This window comes from Tenacibaculum skagerrakense, assembly GCF_004345825.1.
In the GTDB taxonomy this organism is placed as follows: Bacteria; Bacteroidota; Bacteroidia; order Flavobacteriales; family Flavobacteriaceae; genus Polaribacter; species Polaribacter skagerrakensis.
In genome coordinates, this window is the sequence record NZ_SLXM01000014.1 from 1 (window position 1) to 17494 (window position 17494).

Annotated in this window: 10 protein-coding genes; 2 read left to right on the forward strand and 8 right to left on the reverse strand. The window is 31.0% G+C overall.

Going from position 1 to position 17494, the window contains the following annotated elements:
* Nucleotides 1–122: 122 nt before the first annotated feature.
* Both xerA and EV195_RS15880 read right to left on the reverse strand, forming a co-directional pair.
* Nucleotides 123–1262, reverse strand: a complete 1140-nt coding sequence (gene xerA / locus EV195_RS15875) for a site-specific tyrosine recombinase/integron integrase (RefSeq protein ID WP_243693136.1) — start codon at nt 1260–1262, stop codon at nt 123–125.
* A gap of 137 nt (nt 1263–1399) precedes the next feature.
* The gene (locus tag EV195_RS15880; protein WP_132795963.1) at nt 1400–3676 is read right to left on the reverse strand and encodes a fibronectin type III domain-containing protein; all 2277 of its coding nucleotides are present in this window, start codon (nt 3674–3676) and stop codon (nt 1400–1402) included.
* Between the two features lie 169 nt (nt 3677–3845).
* On the opposite strand from EV195_RS15880, the gene EV195_RS15885 reads away from it, so the two are divergent.
* Nucleotides 3846–4721, forward strand: coding sequence for a DoxX-like family protein (locus EV195_RS15885; protein ID WP_132795964.1), 876 nt, complete (start codon nt 3846–3848; stop codon nt 4719–4721).
* A gap of 101 nt (nt 4722–4822) precedes the next feature.
* Here the strand turns inward: EV195_RS15885 and EV195_RS15890 are convergent, their stop codons facing one another.
* From EV195_RS15890 to EV195_RS15905, 4 genes are all read right to left on the reverse strand, one after another.
* Nucleotides 4823–5647, reverse strand: coding sequence for a nuclear transport factor 2 family protein (locus tag EV195_RS15890; protein WP_165915758.1), 825 nt, complete (start codon nt 5645–5647; stop codon nt 4823–4825).
* Between the two features lie 187 nt (nt 5648–5834).
* Nucleotides 5835–6710 (reverse strand): AraC family transcriptional regulator, encoded by an 876-nt coding sequence (locus EV195_RS15895; protein ID WP_132795966.1) that lies wholly within the window; start codon nt 6708–6710, stop codon nt 5835–5837.
* A 30-nt stretch (nt 6711–6740) separates the two neighbouring features.
* Nucleotides 6741–7595: a hypothetical protein gene (locus tag EV195_RS15900; RefSeq protein ID WP_243693137.1), complete on the reverse strand. Its 855-nt coding sequence runs from the start codon at nt 7593–7595 to the stop codon at nt 6741–6743.
* A gap of 10 nt (nt 7596–7605) precedes the next feature.
* The gene (locus EV195_RS15905) at nt 7606–13713 is read right to left on the reverse strand and encodes an alpha-2-macroglobulin family protein (protein WP_243693138.1); all 6108 of its coding nucleotides are present in this window, start codon (nt 13711–13713) and stop codon (nt 7606–7608) included.
* 232 nt (nt 13714–13945) lie between these two features.
* Between EV195_RS15905 and EV195_RS15910 the strand changes: the two genes are divergently transcribed.
* The gene (locus EV195_RS15910) at nt 13946–15298 is read left to right on the forward strand and encodes a UDP-N-acetylmuramate--L-alanine ligase (RefSeq protein WP_132795967.1); all 1353 of its coding nucleotides are present in this window, start codon (nt 13946–13948) and stop codon (nt 15296–15298) included.
* On the opposite strand, the gene EV195_RS15915 is transcribed toward EV195_RS15910, so the two are convergent.
* On the reverse strand, nt 15282–16337 hold the full coding sequence (locus EV195_RS15915; RefSeq protein WP_132795968.1) for a nucleotidyltransferase domain-containing protein: 1056 nt from the start codon (nt 16335–16337) through the stop codon (nt 15282–15284). The genes EV195_RS15910 and EV195_RS15915 overlap by 17 nt on opposite strands.
* Entirely contained in the window at nt 16327–17457 is a 1131-nt protein-coding gene (locus tag EV195_RS15920) for a hypothetical protein (protein ID WP_132795969.1), read from the reverse strand. The genes EV195_RS15915 and EV195_RS15920 overlap by 11 nt, the downstream gene beginning before the upstream one ends.
* Between the last annotated feature and the right edge of the window lie 37 nt (nt 17458–17494).

Consider the following 17494-nt stretch of genomic DNA (forward strand, 5'->3'; position numbering starts at 1 on the left):
CTGTCAGTTTTTTGGGCGAACAAAATTCCGCTTGTCAATAAAATAAAAGTTAATAGTATATTCTTCATTTTGATTTTTCTGTAATTGGCTACAACTAGTTATATCATTACAAATATACCTGTTTATAGGTCTAAATTCCCGGATAACAGGAACTTTTGTTCCAATTCACTTGTTTTTGGATTTTTGGTGGTTATTTGATCTAGAGGACTTTTTATTTTTAGTAAACTCTTTTGTGTTACTTGGGTGTAAATCATTGTGGTTTCTGGTTTGCTGTGTCCTAATAATTCTTGAATATATCGTAAACTAACTCCATCTTCTAATAAATGTGTTGCAAAACTATGTCTAAAAGTATGTGGTGTTACATGTTTTAATATTCCCGCTTTTTCACATGATTTTTTTATAAATTTTCGAACACTACTAGCCGAATACTGCTGTCCTTTTAAGTTTTCTATTAAAAATACTTTTGGTTGATAAGTGTGATAATAGTTCAATAACAATGGTATAAAGTTTTCGGCTAATATTACATACCGATCTCTTCTTCCTTTAGCATTTTCTATTCGAACTTGTCTTCGTTCAATATTTATATCCGATATTTTTAAAGCTAATAATTCGCTAATTCTAATTCCAGAGGAATATAACAACGTAATTATTGCTCTATGTTTAAGGTTCTTTGTAATTCTTATTATTGTTATAACTTCTTCCTGTGATAAAACAATAGGTAGTTTTTTCGACTTTTTCGGTCGGGTTAATTCTATATCTTGAATTGATGTCTCTGGAAAATATTGAGTAAAGAGTTTTACCGCACTTATAAATTGTCGTTGAGTACTAATGGAATATTTTCTCTTGAGAAATATGGATTCAATAAATTTTCGAACATGAACATGAGTCAGTTCTTTTAAATCAATATCAGAATAAAAACTAACGAAATGTGCTATAAAAAAAGTATACGTTTTTATAGTACTCTTACTATATCTTTTTCCTTTTAAAAATAAATAATAACCGTTTAAAAACTTCTTTTGATTTTCAGTTAGTTCTAGATAGGTTTCTTTGATTTTATCTACAACATTGTATTGCTTTAATACTTCCAGTAATTTGTGCCTATTTTTATTAGAAAGAGTAAGATACCAAGCTCTATTAGAGTTGCTCCAAAGTGCTGAAGTGTTCTTTTTTAATAGGTCAATAATTTCTGAATCGAAGGTAAAAGAGATAAATATGCATATCTCACCTCTATGTTTTTTAGAAGATAAAGTAATTGTTTTCATAGCGTTTATAAAAATAAACTTTTAATTGAAATAAGCAAAACAATACAACTATCAGAAATAAAAAACCGCCAATTCAGAAAGAGTTGGCGGCTAAAAATATCAAAAAAAATTCTCCCGGTTTTCTTTGATGTATTTATCTATTTTTTAATCAATCGTTGTTTCTTTATCAATTTTTCTCCTTGTTTTACAGTTAGAATATAAATTCCTGAAGCTGTAATATTTGGAGAAATTATTCTCTCAACACTAGTGTTTACTGAGAAAAACTCTTCATAAACTTGTTTTCCGTTTGTGTTAAAAAGTTGCAAATGTAATGGTTTTTCAAAATATATGTTACCAACGGTTATTTTTATTTTATCGCTAAACGGATTTGGAAAAATTTCTACGTCTACAGTTGTTAGAGGAGGAAAAAATCCTGTAGGGTTTTTAGCGACTGTAGTACCACAAGCTCCTATGAAATTCCAGCCTCCAGAAGTTCTTTCAAATAAATTACCGTTATAGGTTACAAATGAACCAACTGTATAATTAACACCACTTTGCCATTCCGCAATTCCATTACAAATATCTGTTGAAGGAGTAGCTCCTCCATTTTCATCAGTAGTATAAGCAACAATTAACCTCGGAGCTTTGTTGGAACCACCTTCATATGAATCTGCAACTCGTTTAGCAGAAGTGCTTGTTAAACTTGTACCTCGTCCTTTAATTATAAAACTAGCACTATTTCCAGATGTCCAACCAGATTGATTTACTAAACTCTGAACCATGTTTTTTAAACTAGGTGTTCTTTGAGCAGTACCCGTTTGTCCGCTTGACCAACCACTTGGTTGCCATGTTACTTTAGACGAGAAAGTACTTCTTCCTGAAACATTATTGGTATCGGTAAATACTGGTGAATTTGTCGAGTTGTGTAAACTGATTTCTAAATCAGCATTATTACTATGACTTTCATCTGCGGTAAATTGAATATAAGCACTAGTGATGGTAGCATTTTTAGGAAGATTTACATTTCTAAAACGTAACCCAATAGTTTGGTAGCTTGAGTTGTTATAAGAATCGTAAACCAATTCTAAATCGCTACTATCATCGTAAATTTTTCCGTTTTTATCTTCTTCTACGTCATCACTTCCATTAGAGATAGCAACATCTATATTTCCATTAGTATCTCCAGATCCACCACCAGTTGATCCAGATTTATTAATAGTTACAACACTACCATTTGATGGATTCCAAACATCTAGATTTGAAGGAATTTCAAAAACATTAGTATTAGAAACTTCTCCAACATTAGAAGCATTATCAACTTGAATTGTTCTTGTTTCGATTTTGTTTTCGTCGATAAATATCCACTTAAACTGATTGAAACTTCCTGAATTTCTTGTCCAATTTTTGTTATCACTGTTAGAACGTAGAGGAGCCCCCCAGCATCCTTCGCCTACGTATACTGTTCCGTTTGAATCATCTCTAACGAACCCTTCATCACTTCCAGAACCAGTTGATGGTCTTACCGGCCATGTTGTTTTTACAGTATGTGCATCACATTCAACAACTAATTGTACTTTGTTGTCGTAAAAAGTTTGTGCCCAATTGCTATATTGACTGTTACCTTCGGATTTATATGAAACGTGTGGACGCATTGGTTTGTGATATTGTGCAATTTTCCATGTCGCAGATGAATTTGCACTTAAATCATTACGTAACCAAGTTGTTTGATTTCCAGAAATAGAAATTTCAGTATTTAAGGTATATGTTCTTACTAGATTATTTCCAAAGGTAATTGCGTAATAAATATTTGAAGAAGGTGTGTCAAATAAATTATAGATACTATTGTTACTTCCTTCGTGATTTCCACGTGCTGCAATAATTGGAAACATTCTTCCATCAGAAGCAATTGTTAATTGCCAATCGTTAAACCAAGTTTGCCACTGGCTATTAGTGTCGTTATCAGTCATATCTCCTCCAAACATCACTGCATGAGGTTTTAACTTAGAAACTAAAAGATTAGCATTTCTTCGAGGTGTTCTATTGTTTCTAGAATCTCCTCCAGCAATAAAAGATAATCTGCTTTTATCACTTGGTGCCGTTTTAAACCAAAAACGATTACTTGTTCCTTCGCTATCATTAATAACAAAATAGTAAGCTGTGTTTGGTTGTAAACCGGTTAATCTTACAAAAGTATTATTCATTCCTTTATATGAAGATGTTCTGTTAGGTGCCGCTGAATTTGGATAACTATTATAGTTGGTTCCATAATCGGTAGTTCCATAATAAACACGAGCATTACTTCCAGAAATTTGGTTCCATCCGATAACAATTGAAGTAGATGGATTTCCTCTTAGAGTTAAACGGTATTTGTCGTTAGAGGCAGATGCATTGATACTAAAAAATAAAATCAATATCAATAAAAAATAGTTTTTCATGATTTGTAGAGGTTGGTTAATTAATATGGCGCGAAAATATAAAAGTTGAAGTATCAAAAAAGCAGCGCATAAAATGTTAATTGAAAATTAAATCACATAACTATTCTTTTAAAATAAGATAACATTCAGCTCTTTTTAAGTTAACATATTAGGTAGTTATTTTGCATTTATGAAACAAACTAACCTCCTTAAAGTTTCTGTTTTTTTAATTTTCTTAGGCAGAGCTTGGCAGCATTTATTTTGGGATGCTCCGTATCGAACATTTTTTTGGGATGAATCATTTTTAAAACCAGTTGTAGAAAATTGGTTGGGAATCAATTGGACAGCGTATGTTACCAGTCCCAATACTGATAATTTCATTCAAGTATTTATTCAATGCAATGGTTTTTTGTACTTGTTAGCAGCCATTTGTACGTTACTAATTACAAAGTTTAATAAAAAACTATTTCGGATTCCGATTTTTATTGGTGGCATTAGCTTAGTTATTTTATCGGTTTTACTTACTAAAGAAAAGTTTTACCATACAGCACAGTTTTTTGAACATAGTATTCAATTCGGATTACCCTTTGTGTTTTTGTATACATTTAGAAAGAATTACAAAAAATCTAGAATGTTTTTTGTTCTTAAAGTATTGATAGCTGTAACGTTTTTCTCACATGGATTATATGCTTTTGGCGCGTATCCAGTTCCAGGGAAATTTGTGGATATGGTAATTAATATTTTTGGTTGTACAGAAAGTTTTGCTATTACATTCCTGTATATAGCTGGAGTTTTAGATTTTATTTTAGCCGTGTTGCTATTCATTCCTAAAGTGGATAAATATGCTTTAATATATGCAGTTGCTTGGGGATTATTAACGGCTTTAGCTAGATTGGTAGCCAATTTTTATTGGGAGTTTCCATTGCAATCATTACATCAAAATGTATATCAAGTAATTTATAGATTACCGCATGGTTTAACTCCGTTAATGGTGTTAACAGGTATCAATTTATACTGGAAAAAGGAAAGTTTTATATACCGAAAAAGAGTTCTTGAAACTAATTAGAATTAATTAAAGAGTTAATATCAAATTGAAAAACCACTGTGACAATTATCACAGTGGTTTTTACTCACTGAAACTTGATTTACTACTTAAAACATGATTTTTTAGTTGTTATGATAAGCCTTTGAAACAGCGTAGCTATCTTCAAACCAATTCCATAAAATTACTTTTCCATCTTTTACTTTAACACGTAAAGCATAAGTGAACTCTGGAGTTTGTTTTCCTGTTTTAGTCAATTCTCCAATCATATTTCCAAAAAATGCAGCTGTATCTCCTTTAGATAAAGCATCTATAGGTTCCCATTTGATAGTTTTAAAATTAGAACCAAAAGCAGCTAAAAACTTTTCTAAAATGACATTCTTACCTTTCCACGGACCAATCCAAGGTAAGCTTTTGTCTCCTTCATTGTGCCAAACCATATCATCGTGCATTAACTTTTTCATTGTTTCCATATCACCTTTTCCCATTGCGCCCATAAAATTCATTGCTATTTCCATAGTTTCTTCAGAAGTGCTAGCATCTTTTGGTTGTAATTGCTTCATGGCAGTAGCCCAATCTTCAATATGGTTAGTACTTATAAATTTTCCATCTTTCATTGTATGCATGTCCATTGTCATAATTTTAAATGACTTACTTCCATCTGTTGGCAATCCCATAAAATCACCATTCGGAGTTCCAGTAGCAATACTTCGAACTACATAAATATCTCCGTCATTTGCAATTTGTTGAATTTCCCATTTTAAATCAGGAATAAGTTTCCAGAAAAACTGAAGTTGTCCCATTAACTCTTTAGCGCTTTTTGATCCAGTTGAACTTGAAGATTGATAATTTTCTGCCATTACAGGTGTTAATACTTCAATAGGAGTTGTTTCTGTATTTACAGTTAAAGCTTTAGTGTAAAAAGCTTCTATAGCTTTTTTGTTTTTCATGTTTTCTTTTGAATTATTTTTTTGTGTAGTACAGCTTATTAGCAATAACAGTAGAGATACTGAACTAAAAAGTAGAGATAGTTTTTTCATGTAATAATTGATTTGTAATTATAGAATTACAAAGCTAAAGTGTGGGGCAGAAGTGTTTGGGTGAAAACGATTCTTTTTAGGGTAAAAATGAGAAAGTTTATTTTTTCTGAGATTCTTTGAATTCTTTTGGAGATTGCCCTGTGTTTTTTCTAAAGTACTTGAAAAAGTTGGTAGGTAAATCAAAACCTGTTTCGTAAGCAATTTCACTAAGAGATAATTGAGAGTTTACTAACAGTCTTTTTATTTGTAGAATTACAATTTCATCAATGAAAGATTTAGCTGATTTTTCAATAATATTTTGTGTAATATTATTAAGAGTTTTTGGGGTAACACCCAATTTGTCGGCATAGTAAGCAACTTTTTTGTGTTCAAAGCAGTTTTTTTCAATAAGTTCCTGAAATTGAGTAAATTTAACGTAATAATTACTGTTGTTTAGGTAATTGTGAGTTTTGGATTTGATTCTAAAAAGATTTAAAACCAATACTTGTACTAAACTTCTAATGATGGGAATTGCGTATTCGTCGTTTTCTTTTTGAAATTCACTTTCTATATGATGTAATAAATTTTGAGTTTCCAGAAATTCTTTTTCGTGTAATTGAATTTTAGGTGTTCCTAACATTTCATTAAAAAGCTGACGAAGTTTTAAAGTTTCATAATTCTCTGAATATTGAATAATAAAATCTTCGGTAAAAACAAGAAACTTGCCAGATGCATTTTCGCTGTAAAACTTATGGATGTTGTTTTTTCGAACGGTAAATACAGTTCCTTTTTCGTATGTATATTCGTTGTAGTTTATACTGTGTTTTCCTGCGCCTTCAGTAATAATAGCAATAATATAAAAAGCAACTTTATGATGTTCATACTGATTATGATCGGTAGGTTTTAGATTTAAAATATCTTCTAAACTCACCAAATCAAAAAAGTAGGAGTTACCTTTTTTATTTTTAAACGTTATTTCCTTAATAGGTTTCATAAAGGTTTAAAAATAGTGATTTCCTTTCTTCTAATTTGTCACTAATAACCTTTTAGAAGCATTTAACCCACATTTTTGATACTTGTTGTATGCTTTAGCTGCGCGTAAACTTATAGCCTCATTTGATTCGTTTTTGATATAACCTTCAAAAGCTTCATGGATAGTGTAAGCCTCTGGTGCCATTAAACCTGTTGTCCAAACTAACGGATTTATATTTGCTTTTTGTAAATGTGGTTGAAAATAATTTTTGCTAAAACAAGCTAAAATAATAACATCTCTCTTTTCTTTATCTTCATTTATAAAGCGTTCATGTAGTTCAAAATCCATCAAGCCATCATGTCCAATATACGCTATGAGATTAGCATTACCTTTTATTCCAATTGTATCTTTATTGATATTGAAAACATCTTTTTCAATACCAGCAGAGCTTCTTAAAAAGGTTTCGGTTGCTTCTTTAATATATTTTCCATCGTATGCATCGGCAACAATTGTATAATCTCTAGTTTTATGTTTAAACACTAATCTTTCTAGGATTAATGTGTCAAGTTTTTTAGAATGTTTTAAAGTCCAATTTTCACTTCTTTTAAAGAAAGATTTTATCCCATAAGCTGCTCCCCAATATAAATTGTTTTTTGGGTTTTGCCCGTTACCTAGTTTTTCTGGAACAGGAACAATTCCTTGATATTTGTTATCACATAAGGCAGCTATAATAAGTATTGTTTTCGAACTGTTATCGAATTGGATATTAGTAAAATTATTTATAGGTTTTTCAATAACCTTTTCTGTTGAAACAATTTTTACAGACTTTTCAGTTTTCTTTGGTTTGTCTTTACAATGAATAAGAGTACAACTGATGAACAAGAAAAATAAGATTACTTTTTTCATAATGTTATTTTCACTTAACCTTCACTCGTACACCTTCAGAATGACTTGAAAATTCTGGTGCATACATACTTTGAATGGTTGTAATTCCGTTACTGAAATTTCCTTTGTTGTTCACACGGACGTCATATTCAAAAACATAGACACCTTTTCTAACGCGATCGAAAAAGAAATTCGTAGCAGCATCTTTTGTGCTTTGATAATACCCTAATCCGTCTTGCCATTTGTACTGAGAAATAACATCAATAGGCTCAAAAGCAGAAGCTCTCATGTCTTTCATATGAATAAACTCCATATCTCTGTCAACTTTCAATTCAATGCGAACAGTAACTAAATCGCCAACTTCTAATTCGATATCAGAGACAGCCAGTAGTTTTTTACCAGTATCAGAATTTACTTTTTTAAATAGTTTTTTTGAAAGCTGTAACGGAGTTTTAGCAGAGGTAATTTTGTCTAAATCTTCAAAATATTGCCAGTACAATCCGCCCCAAACAATTCCTTTGTCTTTTTTAGTTAAGGTTACTGTAGCTTTATCAGAAGAAATTTCTGAACCATTCCACGAAGTTTTAAAATAACCTGTTCCAGCTTCAACTTTCGAATTTTCTAATTGAGTTGGATCGATGGTTTTATCTCCCATTTTGATAGTTACCAACTCGTTTGAAGCTAACCAATCTGAACCTTGTAGTAATAAAGCATATACAGCTTCGGAAGTTGCTTTGGTTGTTTTCCAACGACTAACTTGTTTGTTTTTTAACAACCATACTTTTAAATCATCAATTGTTTTGGTATCATTTTCGATTTCTGAAAAAGCTTCAATTAACAAAGCTTGCGTTTCAATAGGAGCTTGATGCCAGTACCAACCTGCAGTATTTTCTTTCCAGTACATACCTAATTCTTCAGAATTGATGCTATTTTCTTTTAACGATTTTAGAATTTTACTCGCTACTGATTTATCTCCGTCTCTAAATTGAGTAAGCGCAATCCAACCTTTCCCAGATAAATTAAACGATTTCCAATAGGTTGCTGCTTGCTTTTGATAATAAGCTACGGCATCTTTAGTAACTCCCGAAATTGGAATGTTTTCATAAAAACTGCGCATATACAAATATTGAATATCAAAATATCCAATATGTTGTTTTTCTAAAAACTTTTGAGATGCTTTAGCTCCGTTTTTTTCTTGGATTTGCTTGGCTCTTTTCAGAAGTTTTTCATAGTTATACGCTATTTCATTATCCAAAAACTTAACCGCTTTGGCAAGCATACTACGTGTATTTTTATCAAATTGTTCAATTTCTAATTTGTCTAAGTGACCAAAACCAGAAACAATATAATTAGTAATGTATGGATTTGGATATCTGCTTCCTTTAAACCAAGGAAAACCTCCATTATTCATTTGTAAGTCTTGAAGTTTGTTAAACGCTTTTTGTTGCTCATTCTTCATAGTGTTTAAATCGAATAACAACGCAATACGCTTCTTTTGCTCACTTTCTGATTGCGCATCACGTAACCAAGGAGTTTCCTGAATGATTAAGGATTTTAATTCTTGGTTTTTCTCTAAATTACTCAATAACGCTTTGCTAGATTTCCACTGATTGAAAACGTTTTGAATTTTCGGATTTGAATTTGCAATAAACGTTGCTAAGGTATTTGCGTAATAACGTGCAAAAGTCTGCTCTGCACAATCATACGGATATTCCATTAAATATGGTAATGCTTGTACAGCATACCAAGTCGGATTTGAAGTAACTTCTAAACTTAACTTATGATGTTTTAGTGTAGAAGAATTATTGTTCTTTAGTTTGTTTAATGTAAATGTTTTTGACTGATTTGAACGTACCCACATTGGAAGCGTTTCAGTAACCAACATTCGGTTCGATAATACTGGTAATACATTTTGTTCTCCATCAGAAAAATCCTCAGCCTTAGCAATTACTTGATATTGTACTGCTTGAACTGTAGCAGGAATTTTTAAATTCCAAGATACTTGTGTGTTTCCTTCAGCATCAACAGTAAATGTTTTTTGATTGTTAGTATTGCTTAACTCTGAGTCAATTGATTTTCCTGAAATGGCATCAGTAAGTAGTAACTGACTTGTTCCAGACAATGTTTTTTCTGTTAAGTTGCTAATTTTTGCACTGAATGTAATTTCATCTTTTTCTCTTAAAAAACGAGGAGCATTCGGAACAACCATTAATTCTTTCTGTGTAACTGTTTCTAAAGTTTTAGTGACTGAATGTAAGTTTTTAGAGTGTGCTAATAGTTGTAGTTTCCATTTTGTCAACGCTTCCGGAATTGTAAAGTTAAATGACACATCTCCATTAGCATCTGTTGATAAATGAGGATAGAAGAAAGCAGTTTCTTGCAAGTTTTTTCGGATTTGAACCCCACCTAAATCTTCTTTAGGTTTCTCATCAGCCTCCAGACTTCCTGTAACTACAATTTCTTGTAAATCATTATCATCTTCGGCAACTTCTTTTGTTGAAATTGATTCATTGGCAAGCCATCCTTTTGCAACTTTTTTTCTGCTCGCAGCTGGAGCAGCGCCTCTAACCATTAAAGCTTCAGCCTCTACTGGAGCTGCTTCATAAAGTTTATTAAGACGATTACCATTTTCAAAATAAAATCCAAACCAATTTAATTGGTCGTATTGTAATGTAGGATAATTAAAATACATCTGACTGTCGTTTTGAACTCTGAAGTAATTTGTACCAAAACTGTGTTGAGAAGTTGTATAGGTTCCAAAACTATAGGTTGGTTTTGCAATAGGATTAAAATTCCAATTGTGTGGTTTAAATTGATCTAATGAAGCGTCGTACATTCCAGCTAACAATTCTGCAGCAACCTTATCTTTCTGAGCACCTTTTACGGTAAAGCTCCATGTTTCATTAGCACCGGGTTGTAATTTGTTCCTAAATGTTTTAGTAATAATTTCTAAGTCCGTTTTTGGATAAGGAACAACAATTAGCAACGCCTGACTTTTAAACGAGTTGTAGTTTACAAAATGATAACGAACACCAAATCCACCGACATCTTCTTTTGTAACAGGAATTTTTATGGTTTTACAGTTTTTATTAAGGTGGATATAATGTGCCTCAATCACTTTTCTATCTTTTTCAATAGTAACCATTACGGTAATATCTTTTGAGTTAGAGGCAACTTTTATAACCGCAGTTTCTCCTGGCTGATACTCTTCTTTGTCTGTTGTAATAGTAACTAATTTATTGTCAGCAGGCAATTCATCTTTGTTGCTAAATAAGCTTACAAATTGTTTATCGGTAACTAATTGATTGAATTTATCACGAGAGCTAAGTTCAATGATGTATTTACCAGATTTCCATTTTTTTAAAGGAGGTAATGTAATTTCTTCCGAACCTTTATTGGTAGTAAATTCTTTTGAAAATAAAGAAGTGCCTTTTTCCCAGGTTGTGTAATCGTCTTCATTTTTATATGCTTCATTTGGAAATTTTGTACGAAACTCTTTTTCTGAAATTGTTTGATAGAAAGGTGCTTTCCAAGGACGTTTTCTAATTGGGTTTTCAGGAGCTTCAAGTTTATAAATGGTAATTGTACCGTTAGCATTTACAGGTTCTCCATTCAGGTTTTTTGTAGATACTTGAATCGTTTGATTTTTTTCATCTTTATCTAAAGAATCATCACTCTCAATCGAAGCTAGTAAACTATGATATCCAACTTTAACTATAGTAGTAGACGAACGAGTTTCTCCGTTTAAATCAATTATATCGGCAGTTACTTCATAGTTAAACACAGGAAGTTTTTCCTTGGCAACACTTTCATCTGGAAGTGCTTTAAATAAAATTTCAAACTCACCTTTTTCATTAGTTTTGGTTTCTCCGTTGATGATTTCTTGAGGTTCAGAATCTAAATACGGATAATACCAATAGCACCATCTTGGGTAGATAACTTTTCGATGTACTCTATATACTACTTTTGCGTCTGTAATATTTGCGCCCGAATAAGCTTTTGCAAAACCAGTAACAGTAATTTTATTGTTTAATTGATAGGTTTCAGTAACAGGTTTAAATTTAGTTTCAAACTTTGGACGTTTGTATTCTTCAACTGAGATATATTGGTAATCTTTTTTCCCATTTATGGTTGCTTCAATAGTAAAGTTGCCGGTTAAACCAGTATTAGGAAGCGTAAATTTTCCAGAAAAAGAACCAAATTCGTTAGTAGTAAGCTTTACTTTTTCAACCTCTTGATAATTAACATCTTTTAAAATTACTTCCACAGATTGGTTTGTAATGATAGAGGATTTATCTTTTAAACTTTCTAAAGAAATTCCTTTAAAATGAAGTATTTGTCCTGGTCTGTAAATACTTCTATCTGTAAATAGGAAAGTTCTGGTAATTGTACTTGGTTTGGAATTGTAAATACGATTTTCTCTTAGGTAATACTCGCCAAAAGTAGCCTTGTCGTTTTTATGACTTATAATTGCTTTTACTCCGTAATAATAAGAGTTTGAACTGAAAGAGAATTCTCCATTTTTATCAGTTGTAAAAGTTTTATCAATTACGTTGTTTTGATATCTGTCTTCTTTGTTAACAAGTTGAACTTTGGCTCCATAAATTGGTTTCCCATTATTTCTGTCGAGTACCTGATAGGTAGTTTTTCCAGTTTCGTTGGTAGTAATAAACGTTAAATTGGTTACCTGAATTAAAGCATGCCCAAAAATATTTTTTTCATCCAATTGTTCTTTTTCAGAAGCAAGAATTAAGTATGTGCCTTGTTGAAGTTTTGGAATAATAATTTCTGTAGAATGCTCTAAATAATCTTGTTCATTGGGTAACTTATTATTCCAAGAAGTTACTTTTTCTAGTTCTTGAATGGCTTTTAGCTTTTTAGCCTCATCATAGGTTTTTTCAAATTTTTGATATTGGTCATGAGATACGTTGTAAATCGAAAAATATAGCTGGTTGATATTCTTATAATTTAGTAAAATCCTTGAAAATTTATCAATAGGGATATGTTGTTCTTCAATAATAGAAAGGTCTTTTCGCTGAATTGAAGTACTTAAAATACTGGCTTTTTTGGCAGCTAAACTTTTAGGAAATTGTTGTTTAATCTGTTCGCAAATTGCAAGTGCTTCTTTATTTTTAAAACGATAATTTTCGTTTTTTTCTTCCGTGTATTTAGTAGTTGCTGAGTTGTAGATACTAGCGATTTCAAACGAGTACAAAGCTCTAGCTTCGTTATTTTGATAGTTGTTTTCTGAAGATTTTAAAGTTTCTAAGTAAACATTATCACTATTAGCATACGTAGCATTTTTATTTACAAAAGCCAAACGTTGTAAATCAACATCTACCAGTGCGTCTATATTTTTTTCTTTTTGATGTAAAAGAGTTAATTCCTGATAAATTTTCAGTGCATTAAATTGTAATGACAAAGAATCTTTAGTTTGAAGATGTAGCTTTGTAAATAAGTTGGCCTCACAGATATAATCAGTAGTGTCAATTTTAAATTGATAAGCTGGTTTAGTAATATTCGTTTCGTCTGTGGTATAAAATTGTAATGTGTTTTGCGCTAACAAATCATATAAAGTAGGGCGGTATTTTTCCGAGTCTTCTGCTAAAACTAGAATATCTTTAAAATCTCGAATATTTATTTTTTGAAGTTTTTTTGTGTCTTCTAAAGAACGTTGGTAGTATGTATGAATTTCTTTAAATAAAGTGGTTAAATCCCAAGTTCTAAAATCATTAGGATCTACTTTTTTATCGGTGTTTGTTCTGTTGTAAAAACCATATCGATTATCTTCAAAATACTGCCAATACAAATTAGCCAGCATATTTTGCAGAATGTTTTTTGTAGGAAAACTACTATTAGTAATATGTTCTTTAAACTCGTTAATAATGGTTAACTGAACATTCTCTTCAAGATTCAACGATAACTTACTTTTATAAACTAAACACTTTATAAGTTGAGGTGAATTCTTATCGGCTGTTGCTTTTTTATATATTTCTTCAACTATTTTTAAAGCAGATTTTGGAAGTGCTTCTTTTTCAAAATCTTCAACTTTTTTCCAAAGATTTGGATACTTGTTTTGAGCCTGAGAAATAACTGAGAATAATATAAGCATCGTAAGTAAAATCGATTTTTTTTTCATCACAAAAAGGTTTCTAATTATGGAATCTCATAAGGTTGTATAGTTATAACAGAGATTTTATAATCAAATTATATTTTAGATTGTAAGTACAGTTTCATTACTAGTAATTAAAAATAGTACTTAGTATTTGGTTGATTTTGGTTCGTAAAAACATCATTTTAATGAGTTTCGTTTTAAAGATACATATTTTGTTTTTGGGTTTTGTATTTTTGATTTCAGATTATTCGATAAAATGAAAATACACTTTATTGCCATAGGCGGAAGCGCTATGCACAACTTAGCATTAGCATTATACCAAAAAGGATACCAAATTACAGGAAGCGATGATACGATTCACGATCCATCAAAATCTAGATTAGCAGCAAAAGGTTTGTTGCCGCAAGAATTTGGATGGTTTGAGGAAAAGATAACAAGCGACTTGGATGCTGTTATTTTAGGAATGCATGCAAAAGAGGATAATCCAGAATTATTAAAGGCTCAGGAGTTAGGATTGAAAATTTATTCATATCCAGAGTTTTTGTACGAGCAATCAAAGCATAAAACTAGAGTGGTTATTGGAGGTTCTCATGGAAAAACTACCATTACTTCTATGATTTTGCATGTGTTGAATTATCATGATAGGGAAGTAGATTATATGGTAGGAGCACAATTGGAAGGATTTGATACGATGGTTCATTTAACAGAAGAAAATGAGTTTATCGTTTTAGAAGGAGATGAATATTTAAGTTCACCAATCGACAGAAGACCTAAGTTTCATTTATACAAGCCAAATATTGCTTTATTAAGTGGAATTGCTTGGGATCATATTAATGTGTTCCCAACATATGAAAATTATGTAGAGCAGTTTTCTTTGTTTATCGATTCACTTGTTAATGGCGGAATCATGGTGTACAATGAAGAAGATAATGAAGTGAAAAGATTAGTGGAGGAGTCGACAAATTCGATAAAGAAGTATCCATATAATACACCTGAGTATTTTATTGAAGATGGAGTCACCTATTTAAGTACTCCAGAAGGAGATTTACCATTGGAAGTTTTTGGAGAACATAATTTGCAAAATATTGCGGGAGCCAAATGGATTTGTCAGCATATGGGAATTGACGAAGAAGATTTTTATGAAGCGATTGCTAGTTTTAGCGGAGCAAGTAAGCGATTGGAAAAAATAGCAGAATCAAATTCGACAGTTGCCTTTAAAGACTTTGCACATTCACCATCAAAAGTAAAAGCAACTACAGAGGCCGTTAAAAATCAGTATTCAGACAGAAAGTTACTAGCTTGTCTTGAATTACATACATATAGTAGTTTAAATGAGGAGTTTTTAACGGAATACAAAGGAGCTTTAGACGCAGCTGATACAGCAGTAGTTTTTTATTCTCCACATGCCGTAAAAATCAAAAGATTAAAAGAAATTTCGGAAGAACAAATATTTGAAGCTTTTCAAAGAAAAGATTTAATTGTTTATACTAAACCAGAAGATTTTAAAGCGTTTTTATTTAATGAAGATATAAGTAATTCTGCATTGTTATTAATGAGCTCAGGAAACTATGGAGGCTTAGATTTTGATGAGGTTAAAACATTGATTTAATTCTTTTAAGAACATATGTTCTATGTTCTTTGGAATGCAGGCTTTTAAGGATTAGGTTAAGAAGGTATTTAAATCTTAGCAGTGTTTTTCTGAAATCTCTCTTCTTTTTGCCCGTAAACGAATTAATACCTTGTATCTGACTTTGATAAAATGAATTTGCAGCTTGGTCATCATCATAATCAATAGTCTTAGGATTGTTAAATACTTTATTAGAGCTTAAAAGAAAAGGATTTAGTAAGCTGTAATTAGAAATTTTCTTTATAGCACTTAAAGGAGAGGTTTTTAAACTTAAGACCAATAAATCATAGGAGTTTCTTAAGCTGAAATTTTTCAATTCATATCCACCATCATTGAATTGCTTATTAATACAAGTCATGATAATTTTATCCTCATAAGAGAGAAAGTTATAACCGTATAGAGAATTTAGCTGCTTTTTTATAAACTCAAAGTTAAACCCAGTAAACCTTTTATCACTAACCATTTTATAATGAACTTCAATGGATGAAATTCTATCTTCTTTGATCATTTTTGGGTAGTGTCTATTAATAAATGTGTTATCTGGTATATTTTTATGAAACTCAGAATACCCATTCTTCTTTAATAGTTCAATTGAGTTTTTAAACTGATCCTCATCAACTAAAAAATCGATATCACCAACCATTCTTTCAGCAATATCATTGTATAAACCAGACAATAAATTTCCAGTTCCTTTTAAGAAAATAGGAGTAATATTATTTTCTAGAAGCAGCTCGTTGATTTCCTTAGCTTGCTCAATTATTTGCTCATTACGTTCTCTATTTAAGTCTGTAATGTGTTGCATATATTCAACTAAGTCGTTAGGCAAGTAATCTAAAAAATTAGCTTTTTTAAGATTACAATATAAAGCAGGGAAAACATAATGTGAAGTACTTACCTTAACTACATTATCCCAGTTAACTAAACCTGCTTTTAGTTCTTTTTCAACATCTAATCTATTATGTTCTTCATGATTTGTGGTTAAACATTTTCCAACAAAAAATAACGTGTCTTTATAAGTCATTGTTTAATAAATTCTTTATTGTTTTAACCATTTTATCATTGTTAGAATACGTCAGTTTGTAACAGTTAGTATTTGCAAACCATTGTAAAAAAACTTCAACATTCTTTACGTTATCAGAAATCCAAGAATCTGGAATTAGCTGTTGAAAAGCCTCTATTTTCGAAATCTTATTAAATTGTAGATCACTTCCTTTTTCATATTTGATAAAAACTAGATCATTACAAGGTAAATTATAATGAGGTTGATTAGTTTTTGGTGGTAAAAAACGAACAATTTTGTTCAATCTTTTAAAATGAAATTCAGCAGTAGTTTCTAATTCAGGATACATCGGTAGTAATGTTTCTAAACTATTTCTTTTGATAGAGATAGCAGAAGGAAACGTGTAAACATGTTGTTTTTCAATATCCATTGGGACAAAATCATCAGCTAAACAAGTTAATCCATTGGCTTGTAAAATAGCTAAGGAAGTACTTTTTCCATTTCCAGAATCACCTAAAAGGAGTAATGATTTTTTATCGTTTCCTAATCCTGAAGCATGAAAAATCCCCATCCAATCTTCTTCAGGTTTATTATGCATGTATTGCACTATGTACATTGAAAACTTCCCCTGAAAATAGTGAATCTCTTTCCTTGGCCAAGACCCAATGAATTCATTGTTAATTATTAGAAATGTAACATCTTCTTGCGTGAAAACTTGAAAGTTATGATTGAAATCACTAGTTTCTGTTATTTCTAAGTGAGAGAATTTTGGATGTACTAGATATTCTTCAAATTCCGATAGATATTCTACTTTAAATACCAATGTATTTATTTTGTAAAATTTGGTTTTTGCGAAACTTGTCAGGTTATATTCAGTATTGTCTTTTAAATCAGATGATTGTTTTTTGGTGTTTGGTATGTAAATTTCATTTTGAATTTGTTGTACAAAACCCAAAGCGTCATTTAGTTCAATGTGAAACTCATTTGCTAGGTGTTGACTTATTTTTTCAACAGAAATATCAGTATTTAATTTAGAGATAATTTCAGCTGTTTTATTTTCTAATACAACATATTGGTTTGTGTTAGAAAACCATACAACAGATTTGTCTTCAATAGTTTGTTTTACAAGTGTAGTCTTCATCTGCTGTAAAAATAAAAAAAACCTCAAGGTAATCCTT

Bases quoted from the DNA above. Each gene is read 5' to 3' on its own strand.
- xerA (WP_243693136.1), bottom strand. From the start codon at position 1,262: ATGAAAACAATTACTTTATCTTCTAAAAAACATAGAGGTGAGATATGC.
- EV195_RS15895 (WP_132795966.1), bottom strand. From the start codon at position 6,710: ATGAAACCTATTAAGGAAATAACGTTTAAAAATAAAAAAGGTAACTCC.
- EV195_RS15880 (WP_132795963.1), bottom strand. From the start codon at position 3,676: ATGAAAAACTATTTTTTATTGATATTGATTTTATTTTTTAGTATCAAT.
- EV195_RS15885 (WP_132795964.1), top strand. From the start codon at position 3,846: ATGAAACAAACTAACCTCCTTAAAGTTTCTGTTTTTTTAATTTTCTTA.
- EV195_RS15900 (WP_243693137.1), bottom strand. From the start codon at position 7,595: ATGAAAAAAGTAATCTTATTTTTCTTGTTCATCAGTTGTACTCTTATT.
- EV195_RS15905 (WP_243693138.1), bottom strand. From the start codon at position 13,713: ATGAAAAAAAAATCGATTTTACTTACGATGCTTATATTATTCTCAGTT.
- EV195_RS15910 (WP_132795967.1), top strand. From the start codon at position 13,946: ATGAAAATACACTTTATTGCCATAGGCGGAAGCGCTATGCACAACTTA.
- EV195_RS15920 (WP_132795969.1), bottom strand. From the start codon at position 17,457: ATGAAGACTACACTTGTAAAACAAACTATTGAAGACAAATCTGTTGTA.
- EV195_RS15915 (WP_132795968.1), bottom strand. From the start codon at position 16,337: ATGACTTATAAAGACACGTTATTTTTTGTTGGAAAATGTTTAACCACA.
- EV195_RS15890 (WP_165915758.1), bottom strand. From the start codon at position 5,647: ATGAAAAACAAAAAAGCTATAGAAGCTTTTTACACTAAAGCTTTAACT.